Origin of the sequence: Arthrobacter sp. SPG23 (assembly GCF_000876655.1) — a bacterium.
Classification (GTDB): domain Bacteria; phylum Actinomycetota; class Actinomycetes; order Actinomycetales; family Micrococcaceae; genus Arthrobacter.
In genome coordinates, this window is record NZ_JYCN01000032.1 from 1 (window position 1) to 17,557 (window position 17,557).

18 protein-coding genes and 1 pseudogene are annotated in these 17,557 nt (G+C 66.5%); 13 read left to right on the plus strand and 6 right to left on the minus strand.

Annotated elements, in window-relative coordinates; translation table 11 throughout:
• The 9 genes and pseudogenes from aspA to TV39_RS20630 all read left to right on the plus strand — a co-directional run.
• Window positions 1-290: pseudogene (gene aspA / locus TV39_RS20590) on the plus strand (aspartate ammonia-lyase); the annotation flags it as partial.
• Window positions 291-317: 27 nt separating this feature from the next.
• Complete coding sequence (locus tag TV39_RS20595; RefSeq protein WP_052500650.1) at window positions 318-1,868, plus strand: amino acid permease; 1,551 nt, start codon at window positions 318-320, stop codon at window positions 1,866-1,868.
• 224 nt (window positions 1,869-2,092) lie between these two features.
• A complete protein-coding gene (locus tag TV39_RS20600; RefSeq protein WP_043485450.1) occupies window positions 2,093-3,040 on the plus strand; it encodes an L-lactate dehydrogenase in 948 nt (315 codons plus the stop codon).
• A gap of 104 nt (window positions 3,041-3,144) precedes the next feature.
• The gene (locus TV39_RS21495; RefSeq protein WP_144406494.1) at window positions 3,145-3,630 is read left to right on the plus strand and encodes a hypothetical protein; all 486 of its coding nucleotides are present in this window, start codon (window positions 3,145-3,147) and stop codon (window positions 3,628-3,630) included.
• A gap of 140 nt (window positions 3,631-3,770) precedes the next feature.
• Window positions 3,771-4,391, plus strand: a complete 621-nt coding sequence (locus TV39_RS20610) for a DUF305 domain-containing protein (RefSeq protein ID WP_043485452.1) — start codon at window positions 3,771-3,773, stop codon at window positions 4,389-4,391.
• Between the two features lie 84 nt (window positions 4,392-4,475).
• Window positions 4,476-5,354: a F510_1955 family glycosylhydrolase gene (locus TV39_RS20615; protein ID WP_043485454.1), complete on the plus strand. Its 879-nt coding sequence runs from the start codon at window positions 4,476-4,478 to the stop codon at window positions 5,352-5,354.
• 117 nt (window positions 5,355-5,471) lie between these two features.
• A complete protein-coding gene (locus tag TV39_RS20620) occupies window positions 5,472-6,788 on the plus strand; it encodes an ATP-binding protein (protein WP_043485456.1) in 1,317 nt (438 codons plus the stop codon).
• Between the two features lie 64 nt (window positions 6,789-6,852).
• Window positions 6,853-8,118, plus strand: a complete 1,266-nt coding sequence (locus tag TV39_RS20625; protein WP_043485458.1) for a low temperature requirement protein A — start codon at window positions 6,853-6,855, stop codon at window positions 8,116-8,118.
• 82 nt (window positions 8,119-8,200) lie between these two features.
• The gene (locus tag TV39_RS20630; RefSeq protein WP_043485460.1) at window positions 8,201-9,712 is read left to right on the plus strand and encodes a carboxylesterase/lipase family protein; all 1,512 of its coding nucleotides are present in this window, start codon (window positions 8,201-8,203) and stop codon (window positions 9,710-9,712) included.
• Here TV39_RS20630 and TV39_RS20635 read toward each other — a convergent pair.
• Window positions 9,709-10,314 carry an HD domain-containing protein gene (locus TV39_RS20635; protein WP_043485462.1) on the minus strand — a complete coding sequence of 202 codons (606 nt, stop codon included), beginning with the start codon at window positions 10,312-10,314 and terminating at the stop codon, window positions 9,709-9,711. The genes TV39_RS20630 and TV39_RS20635 overlap by 4 nt on opposite strands.
• Window positions 10,315-10,323: 9 nt before the next feature.
• The gene (gene gluQRS / locus TV39_RS20640) at window positions 10,324-11,220 is read right to left on the minus strand and encodes a tRNA glutamyl-Q(34) synthetase GluQRS (protein WP_043485463.1); all 897 of its coding nucleotides are present in this window, start codon (window positions 11,218-11,220) and stop codon (window positions 10,324-10,326) included.
• Between the two features lie 367 nt (window positions 11,221-11,587).
• Between gluQRS and TV39_RS20645 the strand changes: the two genes are divergently transcribed.
• The 3 genes from TV39_RS20645 to TV39_RS20655 all read left to right on the plus strand — a co-directional run bounded on the left by TV39_RS20645 (window position 11,588) and on the right by TV39_RS20655 (window position 14,284).
• A complete protein-coding gene (locus tag TV39_RS20645) occupies window positions 11,588-12,055 on the plus strand; it encodes an Lrp/AsnC family transcriptional regulator (RefSeq protein WP_043431192.1) in 468 nt (155 codons plus the stop codon).
• Between the two features lie 85 nt (window positions 12,056-12,140).
• Window positions 12,141-13,637, plus strand: a complete 1,497-nt coding sequence (locus tag TV39_RS20650) for a WXG100 family type VII secretion target (protein WP_043485464.1) — start codon at window positions 12,141-12,143, stop codon at window positions 13,635-13,637.
• An 86-nt stretch (window positions 13,638-13,723) separates the two neighbouring features.
• A complete protein-coding gene (locus TV39_RS20655; RefSeq protein ID WP_043485465.1) occupies window positions 13,724-14,284 on the plus strand; it encodes a hypothetical protein in 561 nt (186 codons plus the stop codon).
• A 31-nt stretch (window positions 14,285-14,315) separates the two neighbouring features.
• Here TV39_RS20655 and TV39_RS20660 read toward each other — a convergent pair whose 3' ends face one another.
• On the minus strand, window positions 14,316-14,771 hold the full coding sequence (locus TV39_RS20660) for an Lrp/AsnC family transcriptional regulator (protein WP_082049932.1): 456 nt from the start codon (window positions 14,769-14,771) through the stop codon (window positions 14,316-14,318).
• 105 nt (window positions 14,772-14,876) lie between these two features.
• Here TV39_RS20660 and TV39_RS20665 point away from each other — a divergent pair, with 105 nt between their 5' ends.
• A complete protein-coding gene (locus tag TV39_RS20665) occupies window positions 14,877-15,572 on the plus strand; it encodes a LysE family translocator (RefSeq protein ID WP_043485468.1) in 696 nt (231 codons plus the stop codon).
• A gap of 16 nt (window positions 15,573-15,588) precedes the next feature.
• On the opposite strand, the gene TV39_RS20670 is transcribed toward TV39_RS20665, so the two are convergent.
• From TV39_RS20670 to TV39_RS20680, 3 genes are all read right to left on the minus strand, one after another.
• Entirely contained in the window at window positions 15,589-15,948 is a 360-nt protein-coding gene (locus TV39_RS20670) for a nuclear transport factor 2 family protein (protein ID WP_043485469.1), read from the minus strand.
• A gap of 94 nt (window positions 15,949-16,042) precedes the next feature.
• Window positions 16,043-17,008: a hypothetical protein gene (locus TV39_RS20675; RefSeq protein ID WP_043485471.1), complete on the minus strand. Its 966-nt coding sequence runs from the start codon at window positions 17,006-17,008 to the stop codon at window positions 16,043-16,045.
• A gap of 42 nt (window positions 17,009-17,050) precedes the next feature.
• Window positions 17,051-17,551, minus strand: a complete 501-nt coding sequence (locus TV39_RS20680; RefSeq protein ID WP_043485473.1) for a DUF456 domain-containing protein — start codon at window positions 17,549-17,551, stop codon at window positions 17,051-17,053.
• Window positions 17,552-17,557: the final 6 nt, after the last annotated feature.

The window sequence follows — 17,557 nt, forward strand, 5'->3', positions numbered from 1 at the left end:
TCCACAAGAGCATCTCCCACCTCGAAGCCGCCTGCCGCACCCTCACGGCACGCTGCGTCCGGGGCATCACCGCCAACACCGAACACCTCCGCCTCACCGTGGAACAATCCATCGGCCTCGTCACCGCCCTGAACCCCCACCTCGGCTACACCACCGCAACCGCCATCGCCCAGGAAGCCCTCGCCACCGGCAAAGGCGTCGCCGAACTCGTCCTCGAACACAACCTGCTCACCGCCGAGCAACTCGAAGACCTCCTCAGCCCCCAACGCCTGGCCAACCTGAGCAAATAGTCCCCAACCGAACCGCGAAGGACCCCCATGACACAGCCCCAGCAGGACACTGCCCAAAAGCAGGTCATCACCGACCACACCATCCCGGCGCACGCCCACGCCTCCGAAGCCTCCCTCCACCGCGAGGATGAGGGCTACCACAAGGGACTCAAGCCCCGGCAGGTCCAAATGATCGCCATCGGCGGCGCGATCGGCACCGGTCTCTTCATGGGTGCCGGCGGCCGGCTGGCCACTGCCGGGCCGGCCCTCATCATCAGCTACGCCGTGTGCGGCTTCTTCGCCTTCATGATCCTGCGCGCCCTCGGCGAACTCGTGATGCACCGCCCCTCATCCGGATCGTTCGTCTCCTACGCCCGTGAATTCTTCGGCGAGAAGGCCGCGTTCGTCACCGGCTGGCTGTATTGGCTGAACTGGGCGATGACCGCGATCGTGGACATCACCGCCGTCGCGCTTTACATGAACTTCTTCAAGAAGTACTGGGCACCCATCGCGGACGTTCCCCAGTGGACGTGGGCGCTGACCGCCCTGATCCTGGTCCTCGGCCTGAACCTGATCTCCGTCAAGGTCTTCGGCGAGCTTGAGTTCTGGTTCGCGCTCATCAAGGTCGTTGCCCTGGTCACCTTCCTGGTGGTGGGCATCTACTTCGTCATCTTCGGCACGCCGGTGGACGGCCAGGAAGTGGGCTTCAGCCTGATCGCGGACAACGGCGGATTGTTCCCCAACGGCCTGCTTCCGGCGATTGTGGTCATGCAGGGCGTGGTGTTCGCCTACGCTTCCATCGAACTGATCGGCACCGCGGCCGGCGAAACCGAGAACCCGGAAAAGATTATGCCCCGGGCAATCAACACGGTCATCTTCCGTATCGCGGTGTTCTACGTCGGCTCCCTGGTGCTGCTCTCCCTGCTCCTGCCGTACACCTCGTACAAAGCCGGCGAAAGCCCGTTCGTCACGTTCTTCGGTTCCATCGGGGTTGAGGGTGTGGACGCCATCATGAACCTGGTGGTCCTCACCGCGGCGCTGTCCTCGCTCAACGCCGGGCTGTACTCCACCGGCCGGATCATGCGCTCCATGTCCGTTGCCGGATCCGCGCCCAGGTTCGCGGCCCGCATGAACAAGGCCGGCGTCCCCTACGGCGGCATTGCCCTGACCGCAGCCGTAGCCGTCCTCGGCGTGGTGCTCAACGCCGTCGTTCCCGCCGAAGCCTTCGAAATCGTCCTGAACGTGGCGTCCCTGGGCATCATCAGCACCTGGGCCGTGATTGTGATGTGCCAGATGCAGCTTGCACGGCTCGCCAAGCGCGGCGAGCTCCTCCGGCCGGCGTTCCGGATGCCCGGCGCGCCGGTGACCGGCTGGATCACGCTGGCCTTCCTGCTGGCCGTTCTGGTGCTCATGGCCTTCGACTCACCCGTGGGCACCTGGACCATCGCCTCGCTGGTCATCGTCATCCCGGCACTGATGCTGGGCTGGCGCCTCTGCCGGGAACGCGTCCTGGAGATCGCCGCGGTCCGCGACGGCTTCACCGGCCCGTACCCGCTCGTAGCCAACCGCCCGGGCCCGGGGGCGAAGAACAAGAGCTAAACCCTCCGCCAGCCCCGCGTTCCCACCAGCGCGAACGGACACTTGCGGCCCTGAAATCCTCGGATTGAGGGGCCGCAAGTGTCCGTTCGCGCTTTGGCGCCGTGGCTTAAGCGTCCGTTCGCGCTGATGTGTGGCGGCGGCTAAATCGGTAGCATGAAGCCATTGCGGGCAGTTGCACCATCAGCGCGCGTCCTGGAACTCCGGGGCCGGGAAAGAGGTAGCTCATGTCAGGATCCAAACTTGCCGTGGTGGGCGCCGGGAGCGTGGGCACCTCGCTGGCCTACGCCGCCCTGATCCGCGGTTCGGCCAGCAACATCGCCCTGTTCGACGTCAACGCCCTCAAAGCCGAGGCGGAGGTCCTGGACCTTGCCCACGGCACCCAGTTCGCCGCCGCGGCTGCCACCGTCGCCGGCGGCGGCGACATCGCCGTGACGGAAGGCGCCGACGTCGTGGTGATCACTGCCGGCGCGAAGCAGGCTCCGGGCCAGACGCGCCTGGACCTGGCCGGGACGAACGTCGGCATCCTCGAACAGCTCATGCCGCAACTTCTTCAGCACGCCCCGGACGCGGTCTATGTCCTGGTCACCAACCCCTGCGACGTGCTCACTGTTGCGGCGCAAAAGATCTCCGGGCTGCCCCCGGAGCGCGTCTTCTCCTCCGGCACCGTGCTGGATACCTCGAGGCTGCGCTGGCTGCTGGCCCGCCGCGCCGGCGTCTCGGTAGCCAGCGTCCATGCCAGCATGGTGGGCGAGCACGGCGACACGGAGTTCCCGGTGTGGTCCGGTGCCACCATCGGCCCCGTCCCCATCCTCGACTGGGAGGCCGACGGCGAACGCATCTTCACCCCGGAATACCTGGCCGAAACTGCCCGCGAGGTGACGCAGGCGGCCTACAAGGTCATCGCCGGCAAGGGTGCCACCAACTACGCCATCGGTCTCTCCGGCGCGCGGATCGTGGAAGCCCTGCTCCGGGACGAGAACGCCGTGCTGCCCGTGTCCACCGTGCTGGACGGCCCTTACGGAATCTCCGGCGTGGCGTTGTCCCTTCCCAGCGTCGTGGGGCGCGGCGGTGTGCATCGCGTCCTTCACACGCCCATGGACGACGGCGAACTGGCGGCCTTGCAGCATTCGGCGGACACGCTGCGGAACACAATGGGTACGCTGGGAATCTAAGAGCCGCACCCTTCGTTGAACGGTGTGGACTCTACAGCCACTGCGCACGGAACAAGGGAAGGGAGAACGCTGTGCCTCACATTGCCGGCTCCCTATCGTTCCCTGTGAGTCGCCTGCTTCGGACCGCACTGTTTCTGGGCGTCCTTGCAATCCTGGCCGGATTCATCGGCATGCACGTCTTAGCGTCCTCGCACACCCAGCACGGCGCGGGCGCCTTGGCGGCCGTTCCCGCCGGCACCCACGCAAGCCACGCCGCGGCGCCGAGTGCAGCGGCACCTACCGCGCCGCATGCCATGGCGGACGGCACAGTGCACGCCGCAGCCCTGGACCCGGCATCGGCCCGGCCCATGGGCAGCAGCGCACCGGAACCGCCGCCGTCGTGCGTCTCCACCGGCGAAACCGGTGAGATGTCGGCCCCGCACGCAAGCTGCATTCCTGCACCGGCCACCGCAGGCCTGTCCGCCCCGCCCCCGGGCTCCGCATCGTTCGCCGGCCCCGAACCGGCCGCGGATACCGGCCGGGTGCTGTACGCCTCCACACACGTGCCCGGCAGTCCAACGCCCGGCGAACTCTCCATTAGCCGGACGTAAAACCGGGAGCTGCACCGTGACGCTTCCGGTGCTTCCGCCTGACCCTGGATGCCGGCTCCCCGCGTTGACCCCCGCGCCCCGAAGCCCGGCAGCCGCCCCTCCCGGCGCCCCATGCCGGATTCCCGAAGGACACCATTCACATGAAGAAACCACTCACCCTTTCAGCCGCTGCCCTGGCCGCCATCATCACGCTCGCCGGTTGCGGCTCGAACGCCACCACCGGCTCCTCAACTATGCCCGCGGACCACGGGGCAATGAGCTCCAGTTCCGCGCCGGCGGGCGGCCCCGACGCCATGGGCCACAACTCCGCGGACACGTTGTTCACCCAGTCCATGATTCCGCACCACGCACAGGCCGTGGAGATGAGCGACATGATGCTCGGCAAGCAGGGCGTCAACCCGGCCGTCACCCAACTGGCCACCAAAATAAAGGCCGCACAGGGCCCGGAAATCGAGCAGATGAACGGCTGGCTCAAGGGCTGGAATGAACCCACTGCCATGGCCGGGCACGGCGAAGCAGGCCACAGCATGTCCGGCATGATGAGCGACGACGACCTCAAGGCACTCGACGCCGCACAGGGCAAGGAAGCTGACAAGCTGTACCTCACCCAGATGATTGCGCACCACGAGGGCGCCGTGCAGATGGCAAAGGCCGAAATAGCCGACGGGCAGAACAGCGACGCCGTGAAGCTCGCCCAGGAAATCGTTGCCGCCCAGGAGGCCGAAATCAAGCAGATGCAGGACCTGCTGGCGACGCTTTAGCCCGCCGGTCCCCGGCGCCGGACCGGGCCGCACCTGGTCCGGCGCCACCTCCCTTTCCCGCCTCAAGCTGCCGGAGCCCCCGCCATGACCTTTGCCCATGCCGCCCGCCGCACCGGCCTCACCGCCGTCGCAACGGGCCTCCTCCTGGTGCTGGCCGGCTGCTCAGCCGGCCAGCAGCCCAATACCGGGAAAACCAGTCAGCAGGCGCCCCAGCGAGGCCTGCCCAACAGCCACGTCCACGGCCTGACCGTCAACGAGGCCACCGGTAAACCTCTCCTCGCCACACACGACGGCCTGTTCGACCTCTCGGCAAACCCCGCGGTCCGGATCGGGTCCGGCCACGACCTCATGGGGTTCACTGCCGGGCCAGACCACGGCACGTTGTACGCTTCAGGCCACCCGGAGAAGGGCTCAACGCTCCCGGACCCGCTGGGCTTGATGCGTTCCACCGACAACGGCGCCACCTGGGAGCCCCTCTCCAGGCAGGGGGAATCAGACTTCCACGCCCTGACCACCACCAGATCCAGGATCGTTGCGTTCGACGGCGCCCTTCGCCTCAGTGCCGATGGAAAGTCATGGCAAAAGGTGCCGGTCTCCTTCGTTCCTGCCGCGCTGGCTGGCAGCCCGGGCGGCGAAGTAGTCCTCGCCACCACCGCGGAGGGGCTGCAGCGCTCCGCTGACGGCGGCAGCACGTGGACGCTGAACCGGGCGGCCCCGGTCCTCCGGTTTGTGGCCTTCGTCGGCAACAACGACGTTGTAGGGGTGGAGCCGGGCGGTGCCGTCCACCAGTCCAGCGACGGTGGTGGCAGCTGGGTTCGGCGGGGAACCCTCCAAGGCGAGGTGTACGCCATTGCCGCGTCGGCCGGCACCGGCGGCGCCGTCCGGGTGTGGGCTGCCACGTCCGCCGGGCTCCTGGAGTCTGCCGACGGCGGGGTCACCTTCCGGTCCTACAGCCCGTCCTAGCGGCCGCCCGGCGGCGTAATGCAACGCCGCCGCAACCCCGGGCGGGGGCAGGTTCGCATATGCTCAGCTGAGAAGTTCACGCTGGCTCAACGACGAACCACCACAGGAGAAACGCTCATGACCACCTGGCGGATCAGGGATTTCCATTCGGCCGACCTTGACGGCATCCTGCACCTCTGGGAGTCGCTCAAGGCCACCAACGTGGAGCCCGTCTACGCGCTCTCCGAGGTCCTGGCCTCGTGCGAAAAGGACCACGCCGTGGTGGCGGTGCAGGGCGATATGGTGGTGGGCGCCGCCGTCGGACGCGCCGCGCACGACCAGGGCTGGATCGTCTTCCTGGCCACGCTCCCCGAATACCGCGGCCGCGGGATCGGCACCTCGCTGCTGGCCGCCGTCGAAAACCGGATGGCCCCGCACGGGCTGAACAAGCTGTCCGCCCTGATGCCCGAGTCCGAAACCCGGGTGGAGGCGTTCCTCAGCCGCGGCTTCGTGCTCAAGAAAAACCTGCGGTACTTCGAACGCACCATCCCCGTCCAGCGCCAGGAACTCGAACCCCTGGGCCTCCTCGGCGGCCGCATCCTGGCCCGCGACCTCTGGGAGAACGTGGCGGGCATGCGCAACGAAAAGGAACTGCTGGAACGCCGGCTGGTGCTGCCCCTGGCCGAGGCGGACCTGGCGGACGAATTCGGCGTGGTGCCGCCGCGCGCCGTCGTCCTCTTTGGCCCTCCCGGCACCGGCAAAACAACGTTCGCGAAGGCCATCGCGTCCCGCCTCGAATGGCCGTTCGTGGAAGTATTCCCCTCCCGGCTCGCCGCTGATCCCAAGGGCCTGGCCGGCGCCCTCCGCGAAACTTTCCTGGAGATCGCCGAACTGGAACATGCCGTGGTGTTCATAGACGAGGTGGAAGAGATCGCCTCCCAGCGCTCCGGTGAACCGCCGTCCCCGCTGCAGGGCGTCACCAACGAACTGCTGAAGATCATCCCGGCCTTCCGCGAACAGCCCGGCCGCCTGCTGGTGTGCGCAACCAACTTCATCCGCGCCCTGGACACCGCCTTCCTGCGCCACGGCCGGTTCGACTACGTGATCCCCATCGGCCTTCCCGACCGCCAGGCGCGCGAAGCCATGTGGCAGCGCTTCATCCCGGCCACCGTGGTGGACGACGTGGACATTGAGCTGCTGGTGGACCGCACCGAGGGCTTCTCCCCCGCGGACATTGAGTACGCGGCCCGCAGCGCCTCCCAGCGTGCGCTGGAAAAGGCAGTGTACGACGACGGCGGACTGGCTTCCGGGGGCGACGTTTCCGTCCGCGCAGCGGTCCGGAAGGGCCCCGCCACCCAGGACTACCTCGACGCAATCGCTGACACCCGGACCACGGTAAGCAAGGAGGTCCACCAGGACTTCCTCGAGGACATCGACTCGCTGGGCCGGGTGTAGCAGGCCGATCTTCACAGTGGGGCGCTCTGGAGCGGCCGCCGCTCCCGGCGGTACCCTTTGAGCCATGTCCAACAATCCCCTCCGGCATGCCATGGCCCGCATGGGCGGCCGCGACCCGCATGAGCAGCACCGGGCAGCCACCCCGCTGGAGCTGTTTTTCGACCTCACCTTCGTGATTGCGTTCGGAGTGGCCGGAAGCCAGTTCGCCCATGAGATCGCCGAGGCCCACTTCGGTGCCGGGCTGCTGGGGTTCTCCTTCACGATGTTTGCCGTGATCTGGGCCTGGATCAACTTCACCTGGTTCGCCAGCGCGTACGACACGGACGACTGGGTCTTCCGCGTGGTCACCATGATCCAGCTGCTGGGCGTCCTCATTCTGGCCATGGGGATCGAGCCGCTGTTCCACTCGCTGGTGGAGGGCGATCATGTGGACAACGCCGTGATCGTGGGCGGCTACGTGATCATGCGCCTGGCCCTGGTGTTCCAGTGGCTGCGTGCGGCGCGGCAGGACCCGGGCCGCCGCCAGACCTGCCTGCGCTACGCAACCTACCTTGGCGTGGTGCAGCTCGGCTGGATCGCAGTGCTGATCATCCAGGCGGACCTGCTGACCACCATCCTGATGACCGTGCCCCTGTACGTCCTGGAAATGGCGACGCCGTACGTGGCCGAACGTTCCATGCGGACCCCGTGGCATGCGCACCACATCGCAGAACGCTACGGACTGCTGGCCATCATCGCCCTCGGCGAATGCCTCATCGGTGCCATCGAAACGCTCCGGGCCATCGTGGCGAACCATGGCTGGAGCGTGGACGCTGCACTCGTGGGCTTCGGCGGCACCGCACTGGCCTTCGCCATGTGGTGGATCTACTTCATCCTGCCCGCAGGCCGGGCCCTGCACCTCCAGCGGCACCGATCATTCTTCTTCGGCTACGGCCACATCCCCATCTTCGCCGCCATCGCCGCAACAGGTGCCGGGCTGCACGTTGCGGCCTACTACATCGACCACGAGGCCCATATCAGCGCCGCCGTGGCCGTGGCCAGCATCGCGGTGCCCGTGGCCCTGTTCAAACTCTCCCTGACGTGGCTGTACAGCGTGATGATCTGTGTGGACCGCACCGTCATCGCCGTGGCCGCCGGCGTCCTCGCCGCGCTTGCAGGCAGCGTGGGGCTGGCCGCCGCCGGAGCCTCGGTGCCCGTCTGCCTGCTCGTTATCGTGGTGGTTCTCGGTGCTTCCATCGTCATTGACGAGAAGCGCGGCACCGGCAAAATGAGCGCAGCATTGGAGCGCATGGAGCGGGAAGTCTCGACGGGCTCGACCACCAAGGGGTGACCTTCGGCCCTTCAACCGCACCGCTTCGTCCTGCCAGAGTGGAGGCAAACCCCGGAAATCCCAGGCCGTGGAGGTGCCACGCATGGACACTGTCGTCAACACCACGCATGGCCAGTTGCGCGGCAGCATGGCCGGCGGCGTGCACCGTTTCCTGGGCATCCCCTACGCCGCGCCGGCGTCGGGTGCGCACCGCCTGCGCCCGCCGCAGCCGGTGCAGCCCTGGAGCGGAGTGCGCGACGCCACTCAGTACGGCGCAGCCCCCTTCCAGCTGGCTCCCCCGGAAAGTGCGGGCACGGAGTGGGACACCGCGCTGGCCGGCGAGGACTGCCTGAACCTCAATGTCTGGACGCCGGACCCCGGCCGCGCGGGGCTGCCGGTAATGGTCTGGATTCAGGGCGGCGCGTTCGAAATCGGCTCGACGGCGGCGTATGACGGCCGGAACTTCGCCCGGGACGGCGTCGTTTGTGTGGTGATCAACTGGCGGGTGGGCGCCGACGGGTTCCTGGACCTGGGCGACGGTCAGGCCAACGTCGGTCTCCTCGACCAGGTCGCGGCCCTGCGCTGGGTCCGCGAAAACATCACAGCCTTCGGCGGCGATCCCGGTAACGTTACCGTCTTTGGGCAGTCCGCGGGCGCCATGAGCATTGGCGTTCTCCTGTCGATGCCCCGCGCGGAGGGGCTGTTCCGGCGCGCCATCCTGCAGAGCGGCGCTGCCCACCACGTCCTCCCCGCCCAGAGCGCCCATCGTATCGGCCGGTCCCTTGCCGAGAAGCTTGGGGTGCCGCAAACCCGGGAGGCAATGGCGGCAGTACCCGCCCAGCGGTTCCTCGCGGCGCAAGCGGAGCTGAAGGCGGATCTCCTTGCCCGCCCGGACCCGGCGCACTGGGGACATGAGGTGTTGGCCAGCTCGATGCTCTGGCAGCCGTCGATCGACGGTGATGTCATTCCCCGGCGCCCCATTGACCGGATTCGTGCCGGCGCCAGCGCGGCAGTGGACCTCATGGTGGGCACCAATACCGAGGACTGGAAGCTGTTCCTTGCCATCACAGGCGTGATCGCGAGGGTCACGGAGCAGGACCTGGCGGAGTCGAAGAGCGTGGACGGCTTCCCGCCGATTGGCGTGTACGGGCTCCCCGCCGGCACTGCCCAGCGCGATTATCGGTCCCATTATCCGGGCAGCTCCCCCGGCGAATTGCTTGCCGCTGTGGAAACCGACTGGTGGGTGAGGATTCCGGCGATCCGCCTCGCGGATGCCCATGCGAAGGAGGCGTCTCTGACCTCGGCACGAACGTACATGTACGAGTTCGCCTGGCCCGCCCCTGGCCTCGGCGCAGTCCACGCCGTGGACGTGCCGTTCGTTTTCGACACGCTGGACAAGGACTCCAGATTGTTCGGACCGCTGCTCGGGCCGAACCCGCCGCAGGAGCTGGCTGATGCCATGCACGCCGCGTGGATCTCCTTCGCTTCTACAGGCGACCCGGGATGGCCGGGCTACGATCTCGAGCGCAGGACCACCATGCTGTTCAACACCGAGTCACACGTCGTCTACGACCCCCGGGCGTGGGAACGGGGCCTCTGGGAGGGCGTCCGCTAGGACTCGTAGGACAGGTTCTCGTAATCGGTGTCGTCCGCCTCGTCCAGGCGGTCGTCCAGTTCCTCGAGCAGCCACGGGTTCACCCGGGCCAGGATCATCCGGACCTCTTCCACCGGAACAGCGTTGTAAAGCACGGGCCGGGCCTCGTCGTAGCGGGTGACGGGCGGCTTGTCCGGCCACTTTTCCGCCAGGGCCTTGACGCGCTCGGGCAGCGAGTTGTGGGCATTGTCAGCGATTTTGACCAAGGTGGCGTCGTGGTCCTCGGCGATGAACCGGATGCCGGCCTGGTAATCGTCGGGGTTGTCATGCAGGCGCTTGGTGACCCGTTCGATAATGCCGACCGCGCGTTCGGAAACTCCCATCTCCAGCAGGGCCTGCCGCGTGATGGGGGTGTCCTCGGCAATGTCGTGGAGGTAGCCGGCAATCCGGATGTCGTCGTCGAAGTCCGCCAGGGCATCACCCACGGCAAGGACGTGTTCTCGGTACGGCCGCTTGAGTTTGTCCTTCTGGCGGTTGTGGGCAACTTCGGCGAGGACCTTGGCCGTCTCAACAGTGAATCGTGGCTGGGGGACGCTAGCGTCCGTGGTTCCTGTTTCTGGCATGGTTCCAGCCTACGCGCCTGCGTCCGGCACGCCGGGCCACACCCACGGCTCCCTCGGCAGCGCTGCGGGGTCAAACGACGCAAGGGCACGGGCCAGCGGTCCGGCCGGGAGCCCGAGCGATTCAAGGATGATGTCCCGGACGCGGCCGGCATCGAGCCCGGCAGATGCTAAATCCGCCAGCGTCACGGCGCCGTCGCGCTTGGCCAGCCGGGCGCCGTCGGAATTCACCACCAGCGGCACGTGTACATATTCCGGTAACGGAATATTCAGCAGGGAAGCCAGGTATGCCTGCCGCGGGGTGGACGGGAGCAGGTCGTCCCCGCGGACCACCTGGTCAATCCCCTGGGCGGCGTCGTCCACCACCACCGCGAGGTTGTAGGCGGTCACCCCGTCATTGCGGCGGAGCACAAAGTCATCCACGACGCCTGTGTACGTGCCGTGCAAACGGTCCTGCACGGTCCAGTCGGCCACTGCCGAGCGCAGCCTGATCGCCGCGGGACGGATGGTTCTTTTGAATTCACGCTCGGCCGGGTCGAGGTTCCGGCACGTCCCCGGGTACGCACCCTGCGGTGCATGCGGAGCTGAGGGCGCTTCCTGGATTTCGCGCCGCGTGCAGAAGCACTCGTACGTCATGCCCGCGGCAGCGAGGCCACGGATCGCTTCCGCGTACAGCGGCCCGCGTTCCGTCTGGCGTACGACGCCGCCGTCCCAGGTCAGGCCGATGGCCGCCAGATCGCGGAGCTGCTCCGCCTCAGCGCCGGCGCGGGCACGGTCCAGGTCCTCCACGCGCATCAGGAACCGCCGGCCGGTGGAGCGGGCGAACAGCCAGGCCAGCATGGCTGTCCTGAGGTTTCCCACGTGGAGTTCGCCGGAGGGGCTTGGAGCGAAACGGCCGGCTGAAGTCATGGCACCAGCCTAATCCGGACAACACAAGAGCCCCTCAGCTACCGAACACTCCGGTGGTCCGGCGTCGGTGGCTCAGGGGCTCTTGCCGTGCCGGGACCGGAAGCGGAGCTCCGGACCCATTGCACTGCTTTGCGATGAGCGATTGCGGAATGACGATGCGTGAACAAGAGTCAATCAGCGGCAGCGTCCTTGCGGGAAGCCTGTTCCAGGGACCGGGTGGTGTGCCGGGGCTCCTGTAGCCTGCGGGATCCGGCGGTAGCCTTCATCCTTTGTTGCCATCATTTCAACAGAAGCCCTACAGTAGGCGCAACGAGCTGGCGCTTCATTGATCAGACTGATCAATGAACGAGCGACAGTCAGGCAGGAAGTGGTCAGATTGCAGGAACTCGATCCGACGGACCGGCGGATCCTCGCCGCACTGGACGACGACCCCCGGGTGCCCATCATGGTGCTGGCGCAGAAGCTGGGCCTGGCGCGCGGAACGGTACAGTCGCGCCTGGAACGGATGACGGCGTCCGGCGCCCTCCGCCCCAACAGCAGCCGTGTGCTGCCCTCCGCGCTGGGCCGCGGCGTGGCCGCGGCAGTGAGCGCCGAACTGGACCAGAGCCACCTGAACGAGGCCATCGCCGCGCTGCGCAAGATCCCCGAAGTACTGGAATGCCACGCGCCCGCCGGTGACACCGACCTCCTCATCCGTGTGGTGGCCAAAAGCCCGGACGACCTCTACCGCGTATCCGAGGAAATCCGGCTGTGCCCCGGCATTGTCCGCACGTCCACGAGCATGTTCCTGCGGGAGGTCATTCCGTACCGAACCACCGGGCTGCTGGGCGCCTGACTCCGGGGATGCTGGGGGAGTCCTCCCCATCGCCGTCTGTCCGCCAAAGCCGTTAGGCTGGCCGTGGACTTCAACAGGGGGAAACATGGCGGGGAACTTCTACGGCGCTGACGTCGCGCAGCTGCGCCAGCTCGCCAAGGACCTGGCGAAAGGTGCCAGTCGCCTGGAACAACTGGGGCAACAGTTGGGCGGCTCCATCACCTCCAGCCCCTGGAAGGGCAACGACGGCGAGCGCTTCCGCAGTGACTGGAACGGCTCCCACGCGAAGGCGCTCAGGGCTGCGGCGGCCGGCATCCACAGCGCGTCCAACGCGCTGCTGCAGAACGCCGACCAGCAGGACCGGGCCAGCACCGGTTCGACCGGCGGCTATACGGGCGGGGCAGGCAGCGGAAGCGGCGGCAACCCGACGGACGGCGCCGCACAGGAACTGACCGACAAGCTCAACGGCAGGACGCCGGACGAACGTGATGCCTACCTGAAGTCCGAGGAATTCCAGCAGTGGGTCCGGCAGAGCCAGGGCAACGCAGATGCCGCAAAGGGCGTCCTTGACGGCCTCGTGGACTCGGGCGCCATGGCCCCACTGGACGTTCATGGGAACAAGAACGGCTACGGGCAGTTCCTGCAGCAGTACTGGGCCGAGTCCGCAATGCGCGAGGCGGGGATCGACCCCAACCGCTGGAATCCGTCTAAGGGCGTTGACTACAACCGGGCCGACATCTACAAGGTTTACGCCTTCTACGCTGAGCTGTACAAGAACGATCCGCGAATGGAGTGGATCGGTATGGCCAACCAGGTGGGCCCGACCTTCATCGCCGGTTTTGAGGACCTGGCTGTTCTCCGGAAGGCAGCCGCGGCGGGCGAGGACTTGTCAGAACAGCTGGATGGCACAGACCCGGCGCAACGGAGCTGGATCACGCTGCTGGCTTCCCTGGGTGAGTCCGACCTCGCCTTCTACGAGACGACGTTCCTCGAAATGCAGAAGGAGATCTTCTCGGATATCGGATCGCAGCACTTCGCCTATCAGCAGGGCGGCATGGAAGAGATCAAGAGGATGAAAGACTCCGGCGTGGTATCTCCGCGCATGAATACTGCCTGGACCAGCTTGGATTCCGTCCCGCGGTACCCGGGTCCGGAGGGGTACCACCAGCTGAGCCCCGCCCAGCAGGCAGCCCTTCACAAGGCGTCGTACAGCATGGCAGACCAGGAACAGAACCACGTCATCGCGGATGACTACGACAACATCCGGAGCCGCCCGACCGGAGAAGCCTTCACAGCGGCTATGACATGGGTGGGAGATCCCAGCATCGTTGGAGCAAAGTCCTACTATGAGCAGTTCCCGGCCGCGGAGCCGTACTTCGACATAAGCCGGTTTCCGCCGACCGGCATCGACATCCACCTAGGCAACATCTCAAACCGCGACGACCGGTGGGCCCTCATTGATCAGGACACCCTGAAGGCTTACGAGGATTGGCTGCACGCAGAAAAAAACCCGTACGGTGAGATGGTAGAACCCATGCCCCAACGAGTCGAAGAGTACCGGAAGGTGCCAGTTGCTGTTCGAGCCGTAGTGGGTGCGTTGTGAGGTGTCGTTCGATAGTTGCACTCTTGTGCAGCGCGCTCCTGTTGTCTGGCTGCGCATTTACACCCTCCCAAGAGAAGGAGCCCATCGTGGCCAGCGGAAACTCCCAATTCACCAAGAACGGTATCGAGGCGATGAAAGAGAGCCAAAAGGTGAGCTTCGATTTCACGGCACTGCCACTGGACATGGCGGCGCTGGGCCTGGACGAGGATTCCGATGGAGCCATGGTCGCGACCGATACCGACCGGCGGATGAAGGTCGCAATGACGACGCCCAACGGAGTGGTTGAGATGGAGACGGATACCATCCGCGTTCGAGGTGGAGGTGTTGAGAACAAAGTAGACAGCGTCGACATCTTCATCAACTACCCGGACGCCCAGGATGCCAATTCCGAGATCGAACGGGCCGCCAACGAGCTCGGGATTATCCCCTTGAAAAATGCCCCGACCATTGGCCCGGAGTTCAAGGACGGCTCCGGCAAGGAAACATGGAACCCCGGGTACGGCAACGCCACCGGCACCGTCTTCGCGCTGTCAATTATGTCCAACCACACCACCGGGCGGATGACCTTCATCTACACCGTTTTCCTGTCAGAGGAGTTCTACACCCCTGAAGCCAAGGCACAAATCGCGGAGACCGGCAGGTACTGAACCCGGACCCACGGACTGAGACGGCCCCGGCCTAAACCGGCGGCCCGGCGTTCGACTTCAGGTTCTTCATCACCAGTGTTGACGTCAGCCGTTCCACGCCGGGCAGCGAGGTGAGCTCGGCGTCGTAGAAGCGCTGGTACGCCGGCAGGTCCTCCGCGATGACTTTCAGCAGGTAGTCCGGCGAGCCGAACAGCCGCTGCGCCTCCACAATGTTGGGATTGTCCGCCACCCGGTTCTCGAAGATCTCCATGGTGGGCCGGTCCACCTGCCTCAGGGTCACGAAAACGATCGCTTCGAAGCCGAGCCCCACGGCGGACGGGTCGATGTCCGCGCGGTACCCCCGGATCACGCCCGATGCCTCAAGATCGCGGAGCCTCCGATGGCACGGTGCCACCGTCAATCCCACCTTTGCGGCCAGTGCAGTCGCCGTCATCCGCCCATCCTCTTTGAGGTGGCGCAAGATATTTCTGTCAACGTGGTCAATCACGCAATTATCTTACCGTTGAGGCGCATTTCCTGAGTAAATCAGGGAACACTTCTGCCGACGATTTGCCTAGAGTTTCTCTTATCAGCACGTCGTAGGAGGCCGCCCGTGAATTCCCAGTTGTTCCTTGCATTCCTGGTGGTGGCCGGCGCCCTCGCCTGCACGCCCGGCGTGGACTGGGCCTACTCCATCGCGGCCGGCCTGAAAGAGCGCAGTTTCGTCCCGGCGGTAGCGGGTCTTTGCGGGGGCTACGTCCTGCACACGGTGCTGATGGTTGCCGGCCTGGCCGCCCTGCTCGCCGGACTTCCCGGCGTGCTCGGCTGGCTGACCGTTGCCGGCGCCGCCTACCTGCTGTGGCTGGGCTTCGGGACCATCCGGTCATGGCGCGGAGCCACCTTCGGCACCGGAGTCGCGTCCCCGGAAAGTGCAACGGCGGGAGGCCCGGCGGGCACCGCCGCCGCGCCGGCGGAGTCCAACCAGTTCCGCACCTTCCTCCAGGGCGTGGGCACCAGCGGGATCAATCCCAAAGGCCTGCTGTTCTTCGTGGCCCTGGTTCCGCAGTTCGTCAGCCCCGAGGCGTCCCTGCCGGTTCCGATGCAGTCCGCGCTGCTGGGCCTGACATTCGTCCTTCTGGTGGCCGTCGTGTACACCTGCGTGGCGTTGCTGGCCAGGAAGCTGCTGCACTCACGCCCCGGAGCTGCCCGGCGGGTGACCCTTGCCAGCGGAATCATCATGGTGGCACTCGGAACAGTACTGCTGTCCGAACAGCTGATTCCCATGGCGACCGGGATCGCCTGGCAGTAGTACCTGCAACACCCGCCTAGATCTTGCGTTCCATGAACCATTCAGTAAAGGCCGCGGCACGCCCGTCCGGTCCGAGCCGGACCACCCAGAGGTTCTCGTAGCTGGGGCGGTCCCCCAGATAAGTGGTGCGCCCCTGGACGAAATGCAGGTCACCGTCCGAGCCGAGGGGCGACCACTCGAAGGTCCATTCGTCGGGCTCATCCGCAGCGGTCAGCCAGCGTTCCACGATCTGCTCGTGTCCGCGCCAGGCGTCCGGGTCGTATGGCCGGGTGGCGTACACGGCATCCTCGGTGAAGAGCGCCCGGATGTCCTCCGGCTTATTCGTGGTCCATGCCGTGATGTACTTTTCCATCCACTGCCTGATTGCATCGCTCATTGGTCCGTTGTACCGCGGCCCGGCACCACCCACAAGGGCCCGGCTGCCAGGAGCCCGGCTGCCGGGGGCCCGGGGCCGGATCAGTCCTGTCCGCTCATTCCCGGTCCAGCTGTTTCCATTCCTGCTCCCAGAGCCTGCGCTCCTCAACGTCCTTGCGGATGACCTCGAAAGTCTCGAGTTCGGCGGGCCGGCCCCGCAGCCAGTCCCGCGGGTTCAAGGACTTGCGGCCGTTGTCCAGCAGCAGCAGGGTGCGGTCCGTGAGGGCATCGTTGCGTAGCGCAAGATGGGTCTTCCGGCGCCGCAGCACCTCCTTCAGGGCCGACTGGGCCGAAGTGTTGGCTCCCAGCCGCCGGAGGGAACGGGCGCGGACCAGCAGCAGCGCTGCCGCGAGGTCATCGGAATTGAGCAGACCCTCGGTCCAGACCACCACCTCCTTGTCCCGTCCCAGGGAGTGCGCCAGCGAGCAGCGGGCCAACGCTGCAGGAAGCGACGGCGGCAGCGCGGCCACCGTTTGCAGCGCGGCCTCAAGGTGGCCCGTTTCCCGCAATGAGTGGGAAAGCGCCAGGAACACGGCCTCCTCGCTGAACAGCACCGGAACGTCCATGCGTTCGGCAACTTCAACCCGGGTGACCACGCGCGTCAGGTAGCCGGACGCGAACTGGTTGGCGTCGTCGTCGTTCCTGGTGGTGAGGCCCCGCTGCAGGAGCTCCGAGGCACGCAGGTAGCCGCCCTGCTTGTACGCGAGCAGACCGGCCATGACGTAGCAGAGCCCGGCCCAGCCGGGATAGGCACGACCTGCGGCAATCAGCCGGTTGGGGTCGGCGTTGTGGAAGATCGCGTCATAGACGGCCTTGGCAGCCTTCCCCGGGAGCCGCTTGAGCCTGGGGACCGGGCCGTCCACGCTGAGGAGTGCACCGTTCCGGCCGCCCAGGGCGCTCTGCAGGATCCCGCCCACGCCGTCGGCGATGTCACGCACCGGCGTCCGGACCTGGGCGTCGCCGAACGGGGTGAGGTCGCGGTTGTCGCGATAGATCGGTCCTGAGGTCTGTCCGGCGCTCATTCTTCCATGCTAGTGGTGCACGCTTGGCGGCCGCTGGGAGGACTAACTGACCGCGGCCACCCAGACGCCGATCACCCAGGTGCTCGCGGCAAGACAGGCCAGGCCGAACTCCACCAGCATGCCCACGCCTGTGGCTTTCAAGGCTGCCCAGCTGGTGGTCATGGCGGTCCGGAAATCGCGGGTGCGGTGGGACTCACTGAGCAGCAGGCCGGCGGCGAACCCCACGAAAAGGCCCACCACCGGAATGAGGAACATTCCCACAACGCCAAAGACGAGCCCCACCGCCACGCTGCGGCTGGGGATGCGGTGTTCCCTGAGCTTCCGTCCCGTGAGCACGGCGCTGGCCGCCATTCCCGCCAGCACGAAGGCCAGGCCCACGCCGAACACCACCCAGCCGGCCGTTCCGGCGCCGCCCCAGATGGCCCAGGCCAGCAGGCTGAGTCCGATGAGGATGCTGCCCGGCAGCACGGGGATAACAGTGCCGGCGACGCCCACCAGGATGGCAAGGCCGCAGAGGACAGTCACGAGGATTTCGGGGTTCATGCCCCC